The 1,683-nt window shown below is 74.2% G+C and carries 1 protein-coding gene and 1 pseudogene; one reads left to right on the top strand and one right to left on the bottom strand.

Features of this window, described 5'->3' with window-relative positions; translation table 11 throughout:
- Positions 1 to 194 precede the first annotated feature (194 nt).
- A complete protein-coding gene (locus tag QOL99_RS16905; protein ID WP_285525547.1) occupies positions 195 to 1,379 on the top strand; it encodes a glycosyltransferase family 4 protein in 1,185 nt (394 codons plus the stop codon).
- Here the strand turns inward: QOL99_RS16905 and QOL99_RS16900 are convergent.
- Positions 1,345 to 1,683, bottom strand: a pseudogene (locus QOL99_RS16900) (glycosyltransferase family 2 protein); the annotation flags it as partial. The gene QOL99_RS16905 and the pseudogene QOL99_RS16900 overlap by 35 nt on opposite strands.

The raw sequence follows: 1,683 nt of genomic DNA, 5'->3' as shown, positions 1-1,683 counted from the left end.
GAGCCGGGGTCGCCGCCCGCCAGCGCTCCACCCGCCCCGGCCCGCAGCAGGGCGCGGCGCATCGGCGGGGGAGGGGGGCGCATGGACCGACTGTAGCGTGCCTGTTCCTACGCACCTCTCATGCGCGGCGGCGTATGCTCTCGTTCAGCGATGCTTGAGCCTCTTCTCAGCCAACGGGTCCGCGGGTGCGGCGCATGAGACCGCTCCGCATCGGGCTGTTTACCGATACCTTCCTTCCTGACCAGAACGGCATCGTGACCAGCGTGGGGCTGCTCAGCGACGAGCTGCGGGCGCGGGGGCACCACGTGGAGGTGGTGGCTCCCTTCTTTCCGGAAGCGCAGGACACCCGTCCCGACGTGCGGCGGGCGGCGAGCGTGCGTTACGTGTTCTTGCCGACCTACCGGCTGGCGTGGCCGACCCGGCGCAGCTTTTCCCAGCGTTACGACCTCGTGCACACGCACACGCCGCTGACCCTGGGGCTGGCGGGAGCGCGGCTGGCCCGCAAGTGGGGGGTGCCGCACGTGGCGACCTATCACACCCACCTGGGGGCCTACACCCACTACGTGCCGGGCCTGACCGCCCTGCAACACCACACCCGCGTGGTCACCCGCCTGATGGGCCGCTACTACCGCCGCGCCGACGCGGTGATCATGCCCACCGCCGCGATGCTGGACGTGACCCGCGAGATGGGGGTGCGCAGCCCGGTGGTGATTCCCACGGCGGTCGAGCCGGAGGTGCTGCGCGGCGCTCCCCCCATCCAGAATCCCTGGCCTCCCGGACGGCGGCGGCTGCTGACCGTGGGGCGGCTGGCCCGCGAGAAGCGCTTCGACCTCGTACTGGACGCGCTCGTGGGACTGCCCGACGCGCACCTCGTGGTGCTGGGGGAGGGCCCCGAGCGCGGGCGGCTGGAGGAACACGCGGGGCGCCGGGGGGTGGAAGGCCGGGTGAGCTTCCTGGGGGTGCGCCCCTGGACCGAGATCGGGGCGTACTACCGCCTGGCCGAGCTGTTCCTGTTCGCCAGCGACACCGAGACCCAGGGGCTGGTCTTGCAGGAGGCGCAACTGATGGGCGTGCCCGTCGTGGCGGTGGGCGCCCGCGGAACGCTCAGCGGGGTGGCGACGGGCCGCAGCGGCTACCTGGTGGCGCCGGGGGACGTGCCCGCCCTGACCCGGCACGCGGCGGCGGTCCTGGGAGACCCGGCGCTGTGGGCGCGGCTCTCGCAGGGGGCGCAGCGGCACGGGGCCACCTGGACGCCGGGAGGCGTGGCCGAGCGGGTGCTGGACGTGTATTCCGGGGTGCTGGGGGTGGCGCAGGAGGTGCCCTTCGCGGAGGGCGCCGCGCCCCTCACGGCCCGAAATACCCTCGCGTATGACCGCTGAGGTTGAGCAGGTGCCGCCACAGAAAGGGAAGGACGCCCCCCGAGAGGCGCCGGGCACTCGTCCCGACCCCCGCGCCGGGCACGTAGGCGACCTCGCCCAGCCGGGCCAGCGCGAGGCCGAGCCGCACGTCCTCCAGCGCCTCGACATCCGGATAGCCCCCGGCCAGCCCGGCCGCTGCCCGCGAGTAGGCCATGTTCGCCCCGGCGAGGTTGGGCCGCCCGGCCGCCTCGCAGACCCGCAAAAAGGCCCCGTAGCCCGCCCCCGACGCCGCCGCGACCAGGGGCGGGACGCCGCAGAAGCGCAG

This window comes from Deinococcus rhizophilus, from assembly GCF_030271215.1.
Lineage (GTDB): Bacteria > Deinococcota > Deinococci > Deinococcales > Deinococcaceae > Deinococcus > Deinococcus rhizophilus.
The sequence above is the reverse complement of the archived record's forward strand: the minus strand, read 5'-3'. Positions and strand labels throughout refer to the sequence as shown.